The organism is Streptomyces sp. NPDC018026 (assembly GCF_044327745.1).
Classification (GTDB): Bacteria; Actinomycetota; Actinomycetes; order Streptomycetales; family Streptomycetaceae; genus Streptomyces; species Streptomyces rubrogriseus.
On sequence record NZ_JBIRFY010000025.1, the window covers coordinates 45081 to 52678 of the forward strand.

General features: G+C 71.3%; 5 protein-coding genes. All 5 read left to right on the forward strand.

Features of this window, described 5'->3' with window-relative positions; all coding sequences use genetic code 11:
• The first annotated feature begins 269 nt into the window (after positions 1-269).
• Positions 270-2969: an AAA family ATPase gene (locus ACH4D3_RS39790; RefSeq protein ID WP_398332651.1), complete on the forward strand. Its 2700-nt coding sequence runs from the start codon at positions 270-272 to the stop codon at positions 2967-2969.
• Between the two features lie 154 nt (positions 2970-3123).
• Complete coding sequence (locus ACH4D3_RS39795; protein WP_398332652.1) at positions 3124-3915, forward strand: ABC transporter ATP-binding protein; 792 nt, start codon at positions 3124-3126, stop codon at positions 3913-3915.
• A gap of 2 nt (positions 3916-3917) precedes the next feature.
• Positions 3918-5276, forward strand: a complete 1359-nt coding sequence (locus tag ACH4D3_RS39800; protein WP_398332657.1) for an FtsX-like permease family protein — start codon at positions 3918-3920, stop codon at positions 5274-5276.
• 183 nt (positions 5277-5459) lie between these two features.
• Complete coding sequence (locus ACH4D3_RS39805; RefSeq protein WP_398332653.1) at positions 5460-5879, forward strand: SRPBCC family protein; 420 nt, start codon at positions 5460-5462, stop codon at positions 5877-5879.
• A gap of 105 nt (positions 5880-5984) precedes the next feature.
• The gene (locus ACH4D3_RS39810) at positions 5985-7433 is read left to right on the forward strand and encodes an MFS transporter (RefSeq protein ID WP_398332654.1); all 1449 of its coding nucleotides are present in this window, start codon (positions 5985-5987) and stop codon (positions 7431-7433) included.
• Positions 7434-7598 lie beyond the last annotated feature (165 nt).

A 7598-nucleotide genomic window follows, 5' to 3' on the forward strand; every position in this document is an offset into this window, starting at 1 on the left:
TACTCTGCACCCCGCTCCCCCTAGCTGAGAGCTGGTTCACAGGGGCGGCGAACGCGACCGTGGCCGAAATTGGACATTCCCCCTGGTAGATCGCGCATCAACGAGATTTAACCCGGCGCTTATTGCGTCAGGGCTTCTGGCCACTATGTTGAGGGTTGGCGTATACCTATTCTCAAATCGCTCACACGTACCGCCCGAGGCTCGCCGGCAGCTCCGCCACAACCTGCCGGACGGCACCGGGCGGCTTCACTGACAGTCGGGGGACTAACGTGACGCTCGTCGGACGGGAATCAGTACTGCACATATTGGATGAAGCGCTCAGAAGGTGCGCACCCGGAGAGGCGCGCACCGTCCTGGTGGAGGGCGCGGCGGGGTGCGGCAAGAGCGAACTGCTGGACGCCTTTTCCGAGCGGGCGTCGGAGGCCGGAGCACTCGCGCTGTCGGCGGTCGGGTCGACGGCGGAACGTACGCTTCCGCTGGGCGTGATGCGGCAACTCGCCGCCTGCGCCGGGCCCTGGTCGCTGCCGGAGCCGGAAGCCGACGACGAGCCGCCCCGGGCCGCGGCCATGCTCGCGTTCTCGGCCGCCCTGCGCGGGCCGACCCCCACGACGCCGGTGGTCGCCTGTGTCGACGACCTGCACCTCGCCGACGACGCGTCGCTGAGCTATCTGGCCCACATCCTGCGGCACGCCCGATCGGCGGCGTTCCTCCTCGTGGGCAGTACGCCTTTACACGACAGCGGACAGCACCGCGACTTCCGGACCGAGCTGCTGCGCCGGGGCAGCATCACCCGCGTCCGGCTGTCGCGCTTCACACCGGAACAGACGGCGACGGCCCTCACCGGTCCCGGGCAACCGGACCGGCCCGCACGGCTCGTGACCGAACTGCACGCCTACAGCGGCGGCAATCCGCTGCTGCTGCGGGCCCTCACGGAGGAGTACGAGTGGACGGTCTCGCAGACGGAGGCCGGACCGCACCCCGGGCCGGACGCGTCCGGTCCCCGCTTCCCCGCACCCGACGGCCTGTTCGTGGCGGCGGTCGAGAGCTGTCTGCGCCGTAGCCACCCCGGGACGTACGAGGTCGCACAGGCCCTGGCCGCCGTCGACAGCGACATCACCAACCAGGAGTTGGCCCGCCTGGCCGGTCTCTCCGTGCAGCACGTCACCCGCTGCCTGGCCTCGATGACCGCCGCGGGCATCGTGGAGCACCGGCGTTTTCGCCATCCCGTCGTGGGGACGACACTGCTCGACCGGGTGGAGCCCGCCGACCGCGCCCGGCTGCACCGGCGCGCAGCCGAGGTACTGCACGCGGCCGGGAAGCCCTGCACGGTGGTGGCCGAGCACCTGATGGCGGCCTGGCAGGACGGCGCGGACCTCCCCGGCCACGCGTGGGTGTCCGATCTCCTGCGCGAGGCCGCGGAGCATCTGGTCGACCGGGACGTCTCCCAGCAGGCGGCCGCACTCCTCGAACTCGCCCACGACATCACCACGGACCTGCAGCAGCGCGCCGAGATCAAGACCCGGCTCGCGGCGATCACTTGGCGGTTCAACCCCGCCAAGGCCGAACAGCACCTGTCCCTGCCCCTGGACATGCTGCGGGCGGGTGAGCTGGCCGTCGAGCGTCTGGCACCGCTGGCCACGCTCCTGGTCAGGCAGGGCCGCGTGGCCGAGGCGCGCGAGGTGCGCGAGATGCGCAGACGCCAGGCGGGGGAGGCAGGCGAGTACACCGTCGCGGTCCTCGACGCCGAGGACGCCACGCCCAACGAGGGGACCGGCTGGCGGCCGTCCGGCGACTTTCCGGACAGCGAGGCCGTCCGGTGCGAGGAGTTCCTGCGGTACATGACGCTCCAGCACTTCTCACTCCAGGACGCCACCCTGCTGCCGCTGGCCCGGGCCGTCCGGACCCTGATCTACGCCGAGCAGCCCGAGCGCGCCACCTGGTGGTGCAACCGGTGGGGCGAGGCCGCGGCCCGTCACAACTCGCCCACCTGGCAGGCCGTGTTCGCCACGCTGCAGGCCGAGGCGCTGCTGCGGCTGGGCGACCTGACCGGAGCCGAGCAGCACGCGCTGCTGGCGCTGGACCACCTCCCGCAGCGCAGCGGCAACGCCTTCGCCGGGAGCCCGACCGCCTTCCTGATCCGGGCGCGCACGGCCATGGGCCGGCACGCCGCCGCGGCCACCCAGCTCGAACAGCCGGTCCCCGAGACCCTGTTCCGCAGCGTGCACGGACTCGACTACCTCTACGCCCGCGGACTGCACTGGCTGGCCACCGGCCTCCTGCGCGCCGCCCTCGCCGACTTCCTGGAGGTCGGCCGGCTCACTCAGGAGTGGGGCATGGACCGGCCCTGCTTCCTGGCCTGGCGCGGAAGCGCGGCGGAGACCTTCCTGCGGCTCGGGGACCACCAGCGCGCGGAGAAGCTGATCCTGGAGCAGCTGGCCACCCCCGACGCCGGGAGGGCGTGGGTGCACGGGACATCGCTGCGGCTGCGGGCGGCCCTGCAGCCGTCCCGGCAGAGCCTGCCCCTGCTCCATCAGGCGGTCGACGAGTTGCGCAGGTCCGGTGACCGGGTGGAACTGGCGCGGGCGCTGGCCGACCTCGGCCAGGCGCTGACCGAGACGGGCGACGCCGCCCGGGCCGCGGCCTTCTCCCGCCAGGCATGGGGCCTCGCCGAGAGCTGCGGTGCCCACGTGCTGCGGGACCGGATACCGCCGAGCGCCCTCAGCGAGGCCGGACCGGCTCCCGCGTCGGCGCTCCAGGAGGCCCCGCCCGCCGACTCCGAGTGCCGCCTGAGCGAATCCGAGCGCCGGGTGGCCACGCTCGCGGCGCGCGGATACACCAACCGGCAGATATCGCGCGAGCTGTACATCACCGTCAGCACCGTGGAGCAGCATCTGACCCGGGTCTACCGCAAGCTCGACATCACCAGCCGGCAGGACCTGCCCGCCGACCTCCAACTCGCCGCGCCCTGATGCCGAAAGGCCGCTACGGGGGGTACCCCTAACGCTCGGGCAGGGGTGTGCTGGGTACACCTCCAACTCGGGTGTTGCGCCCATCGCGACTCCCCGGCGGCGTCCGTACCTTCGATGTCGAAGGCGCACCGGGCGCCGTTGGAGGAGATGGCAGATGTCCAGGTCCAGGCACGAGACCACCAGCAGCAGCGGTGACGCGCTGCGCCTCGAGTCCGTCAGCAGGACGTACGGCACCGGCTCGGGGGCAGTGACGGCCCTGGACGACGTGTCGCTGACGCTGGGGGCCGGAACCTTCACCGCGGTCATGGGGCCGTCCGGCTCGGGCAAGAGCACCCTGCTGCAGTGCGCGGCGGGCCTCGACCGCCCGAGCAGCGGCCGGGTGTTCGTGGACGGCACCGAGATGGCGGCCGGCAGTGAGGCGAAGCTGACCCGGTTCCGCCGGGGCCGGATCGGCTTCGTCTTCCAGCACTTCAACCTGCTGCCCATGCTGACGGTCATGCAGAACGTGACGCTGCCACTGCGGCTGGCCGGCCGCAGGATCGACCGGGCGGCCTGCCGTGCGGTGCTGGAGCGGGTGGGCCTGGGTGAGCGCCTGGACCACCTGCCCGCCGAGCTCTCCGGCGGCCAGCAGCAGCGGGTGGCCATCGCGCGTGCCCTGGTCACCCAGCCCCGTGTGCTCTTCGCCGACGAGCCGACCGGTGCCCTGGACACCCGCAGCGCCCGGGACGTCCTGATCCTGCTGCAGGAGTCCGTCCAGTCCCACGGCCAGGCCGTGGTGATGGTGACGCACGACCCGGTGGCCGCCTCGTACGCGGACTCCGTGCTCTTCCTCGCCGACGGCCAGCTGGTCGGCATGCTGGAGCGCCCGACCGCCGAGGCGGTCGCCGAGCGGATGACCCACCTGGGCGAAGAAGTGGCCCGGCGACGTGTGATGGCGGGTGCGTGACGATGATGTCCCTGGCTCTTCGGTCGCTGCGCCACCGTGCGGGCGGCTTCGTGGCGAGCTTCCTCGTCATGTTCCTCGGCGCCACCATGCTGATGTCGTTCGCCTCGATGCTGGACACCGCGCAGCACGACGCGGTGGACGCGGGCAGTGAGGAGACGCTGACGACCCTGGCGAGCGTGGTCGGCGGCTGGGGCCTGCTGCTGGTGGTCTTCGCCGTGACCTCGACGCTCACCTTGTCCGTACAGCAGCGCGGCAGCGACATGGCGCTGCTGCGGAGCGTGGGCGCCACGCCCGCGCAGATCGGCCGGATGGTCGTGGGCGAGGCGGTGGTGCTGTCCGTCCTGGCCTCACTGCTCGCCGTGCCGGGGGCGATGTTCGCCGGGCAGGCCCTGCTGGACGTGCTCGTCGACACCGACCAGGTGCTGCCCGCCGTGTCCTACCGGTTCGGGCCGATCGGCTTCGCCATGGGCGTGGGCATCACCCTGGTCGCGGCCGTCCTGGCGGCCTGGCTCGCGGCCCGCCGCACGGCCCGGGCCCGGGTCGCGGAGGCGGTGGCCGCGGCGGCCACCGGCAGGCGGCGGCTCGGCAGGATCAGGGTCGTCGCGGCGGTGCTGTTCATGGCGGGCGGCATCAACCTGGGCGTCCTCACCATCGTCCTGGACCACGGCAAGACCGCGGAGATCATGCAGACCGCCGGCTCGGCGTCGATCCTCGTCGCCATCGGACTGGCGCTGCTGGCTCCCCTGCTCATCCGCGGGGTGACGGGCCTGCTCGGAGGCCCGCTGCAGCGCTTCGCCGGCGTCAGCGGCTACCTGACCGTGCAGAACGTGCGCCGCCGCGCCGACCGGCTGGGCACCGTCCTCATGCCGATCATCCTGTTCGTCGGCATCGGTACCGGCACCTTCTACATGCAGGCGATCGAGAACGCGGCCACCACGGCCGAGGGCATCACCAAGACCAACGAGCAGCGCAACATCGAGACGCTGAACTTCGTGGTCATCGGCACGGTCGTGCTGTTCGCCTGCATCATGCTGGTGAACGTCCTGATCGCCGCCACCACCCACCGCGGCCGGGAGTTCGGCCAGCAGCGGCTCATCGGTGCCACGCCCCGCCAGGTGCGGCGGATGGTGGGCGCGGAGGGCGTCCTGCTGGCCGTCACCGGTGTGCTGTTCGGCACGATCGCGTCACTGGCGACGGTGCTGCCCTTCACCGTGGCCAGGACCGAGGACGTCATTCCCGACACCTCCCTGGCCATCTATCTGGCCATCGTGGCCATCGCGACCGTCGTGACGATGCTGGCGAGCACCGCCACCGCGCGGCGCAGGCTGCGCACGCCGGCGGTCGAGGCGGTGGCCGCCTGACCGGATCGCGAGCGCTCACAGCACGAGCGGGTCCCGGCACCTCACAGGTGCCGGGACCCGCTCTTTTTCCGTGCCGGGCGCGGGAGTTGACCCGGATGCGCGCTACCGGTTGCGGTCCCCCGAGGGCATCTGTACATTTGTCTTAAGCGTAAGTACGTATAGAACAGATGAGGAGTCAGCTTCATGTGGGAGACCACGAAGACCGCCGAGACCACCGCAGCGCCCCAGGCCGTGTGGAGCCGCTACGAGGACCCGACCACGTGGCCGTCCTGGAACCCGGACCTGGTCGCCGTTGACCGCCAGGGCCCGTTCGCCACCGGCACCACCGGCACCGTCACCAACGAGGGCCAGCCGGCCATGCCGTTCACCCTCGTCTCGGTGGAGGAGGGCAAGGGCTTCACCATGGAGACCCAGCCCGGTGGCGGCCTGGTCGCGCAGTCGATCTGCACGCTGACCCCGCTGGACGACGGCGGCACCCTGATCAGCCACACGATGCGGCTCGACGGTCCCCCGGCCGACGAGGTCGGTGCCGCACAGGGCCCGGTGTTCGCCGCCAGCCTGTCGACCGGCGTCCTGGAGCTCGCGGAGCTCGCCACCCGCTAAGACACCCGGGGCCCCCGGTCGTGGTGGTCCTCGATGAAGTGAGCAGGCGTGTGGGGTCGGCATCGGCGCCCCGCACGCCGACATCTTGAGTGAGGAGAGTCCGTCATGAAGAAACGGACGATCGCGATTACCGTTCTGATCATCGCCCAGTTCATCGACCTGGTCGACACCACGATCACCAACGTCGCCCTGCCGTCCATCCAGCGGGACCTCGACGCGACCGACGCCCACCTCGAGTGGATCATGGCCGGCTATCTGCTGGCCTTCGCCGTCCTGCTGATCACCGGCGGCCGCCTGGGTGACATCTTCGGCCGCCGCACCATGTTCCTCATCGGCGTGGCCGGCTTCGGCCTGTCCTCTCTGTGGGCGGCCTCCGCGGACACCGGGACGATGCTGGTGGCGGCACGCGTCGTCCAGGGTGGCTTCGCGGGTGTGATGGTCCCCCAGGTCCTCTCGTCGGTCCAGGTCATGTACGAACCCGCCGAGCGCGGCAAGATCTACGGCCTGATCGGCGCCATGAGCGCCCTGGGTTCCGTCGTCGGCCTGATCGCCGGCGGCTGGATGGTGGAAGCCGACCTCTTCGGTCTCGGCTGGCGCTCGGTCTTCCTGGTCAACGTGCCCATCTGCGTGGTCCTGCTGGCGGTGGCGAGCATCTTCGTCCCGAACAGCCGCTCCGACAACCCGCCGAAGCTCGACCTGATCGGCGTGGTCCTGGCCAGTACCACGGTGTTCCTCGTGGAGTTCCCCCTGATCGACGGGCGGATGGCCGACTGGGCCCCCTGGATCTGGGTCATGCTGGGCGCCTCCCCGGTCGCACTGGTGGTGTTCGTCCTCCAGCAGCGGGCCAAGATGCGGCGCGACGGCTCGTCGCTGCTGCCCATGCAGCTGTTCGCCAACCACGGCTTCAGCAGCGGCCTCGTCGTGCAGATCCTGTTCTGGACCGCCAACGGCTGCTACATCCTTTCCCTGGGCTACTACCTGCAGACCGCGCTGGGCTTCAGCCCGCTGGCCACCGGTCTGACGATCTTCGCCATGTCCGTCGGTTCCATCGTGATCTCCCCGGCCGGCGATCCGCTGGCCAAGAAGTTCGGCAAGTACGTCATCCTCGCCGGTGGTCTGATCCAGGCCGCCGCCTTCGTCTGGGCGATCTACACCATCAACGACAAGGGCACGTCGCTCTCCGGCTGGGACCTCGCCCTGGCTCTGGGCATCTCCGGCGCCGGCATGGTCCTGCTGATCGTGCCGCTCCTCGACGAGTCCCTGCGCACGGTCCCCGCCGTCTCGGCCGGCGCCGCCTCCGGTGCCTTCGCCACCTTCCAGCAGCTCGGCTACTCGCTCGGCGTGGCCGTCGGCGGCGTCGTCTTCTTCAACACGGCCGGCGACCGTCCGACCTTCGACTCCCTCAACGAAGGTGTCATCAAGGCCCTGTGGATCACCGTGGCCGCCTTCGCGCTGTCGGGCCTGTGCGCCCTCATCATGCCGAAGCTGAGGCCGCACGACGCCCAGCCGGCAGAGGGGCAGCCGGAGGCGCCGGCCGTGGCGGCGAGTCACTAGTCCTCCTGAGCACACCGAACGCGCGGAGCACTGAAGAAGGGCTGGTGGTGGGGGGGGGGGGGGGGGGCGCGCCCCCCCCCCCCCCCCCCCCCCCCGCCCGGGCCCCCCCCCCCCCCGGGGGGGGTGGGGGAGGGGGTAGACGAGCGCCCCCCCGCCCCCGCCCCC